Source organism: Candidatus Obscuribacterales bacterium (assembly GCA_036703605.1).
GTDB lineage: Bacteria > Cyanobacteriota > Cyanobacteriia > RECH01 > RECH01 > RECH01.
Genome location: DATNRH010000616.1, coordinates 1 through 1147, shown reverse-complemented (window position 1 = coordinate 1147; position 1147 = coordinate 1). Strand labels below are relative to the sequence as shown.

Below are 1147 nucleotides of genomic sequence, written 5' to 3'. Positions count from 1 at the left end.
GATTTTTTTGGGGGACACGCAACCTCCTTGTTCGCAATTTCCCTGTCAAATTCCCTAGCGGAATCACAGTCCCAGTCTCTCACTACTTTGAGGCTTTTACGTTATCCGTCAATGGGCAGTACGTTATCCGCCCAGGGTCTTTGGTCAGATCAAAAGTAGAAATATCAGTGGGTTAGGGGGAGAATGTGTAGGTTATGTCTAGTTAGCACTTGCTAAAACCACAACATTGATGCGATAAGTGGTTGATTGTTTAGACAAGCGGTTGTGGCGGTGGGGTTTTTGCTCAGGGGAATAACGCTGACCCCGCCATCCCAAGACACTCAATAACTGACTGTTACGATGATGGTATCGCTGTAACTGCCAGCGGGTGTGTTCTGGCTGGCTGGTAATCGGCCGTAGACACTGTAGTCGCGCACTACGGTCAGCAACCCCAGCAGGTAGCCATCGCTGACCGTAGTGGTGCCGGAGCCGGCATCCCCCCAAATAAGCGTATAAGCAGGGTCTGTGTAGAGGTTGTAGCTGAGGACATTGGCTCCTGATGTCAACTGCCGCGGTGTATAAGCGCCACTGTTACCCTCGCTTAATATGATTTCGTAACTTACCAGGACGCTCACCAGATCGAGTAGCGAACAGCTGACCTGTACATTCCCCGTGCTGTCCGTTGGCGATGCCGCGGTGTAGAGGTAGTTGCCAAAGGCCACGCCGCTAGCAGACACGGAACAGCTGGCCAGCGAGTGGGCTAGTGGCGCCATAAGCAGCAAGCTGATCGCCGCTGCAAAGAGTGTTAAGGAGCTTGTCGCTGATCTACGGCGACTGAAAACCTGTTTATCTAGGTTGGCAGAATGTGGCATACAAAGGTACCGAGGTCGGGTAGCGGCTCGTCAGTGGGATCATAGGGAAGATCAAATTCACAGGTCTTGCCAGTTGGCAGGGTTACTCTGACAAGGTTCTGTGTTTGTAGTCCCTGGAAGTAGGTGTTGCCGTTCCCGGCAACGGGAAAAAGAGACCCTGTATTCACGATCTTGGCATTTGACCCTGCTGCTATGGGTTCCCCGGTAGACAGGATTATCCTTAATTCAGCGCTGGCGGTTTCGGTAATGGGGAACCTGGCGGAATAGCCTGCATTTTTGTAGGGGACGACATCTAT

2 protein-coding genes are annotated in these 1147 nt (G+C 52.1%); both read right to left on the bottom strand.

The window, feature by feature from the left end; genetic code table 11:
• Positions 1 to 320: 320 nt before the first annotated feature.
• Positions 321 to 851 (bottom strand): spore coat U domain-containing protein, encoded by a 531-nt coding sequence (locus V6D20_13125; protein ID HEY9816722.1) that lies wholly within the window; start codon positions 849 to 851, stop codon positions 321 to 323.
• On the bottom strand, positions 830 to 1147 hold a 318-nt coding region (locus V6D20_13120; GenBank protein ID HEY9816721.1), incomplete at its 5' end, for a FimD/PapC C-terminal domain-containing protein. The genes V6D20_13120 and V6D20_13125, both read right to left, overlap by 22 nt.

Coding starts and splice junctions, on each gene's coding strand:
- V6D20_13125 (HEY9816722.1), bottom strand. CDS start 851: ATGCCACATTCTGCCAACCTAGATAAACAGGTTTTCAGTCGCCGTAGA.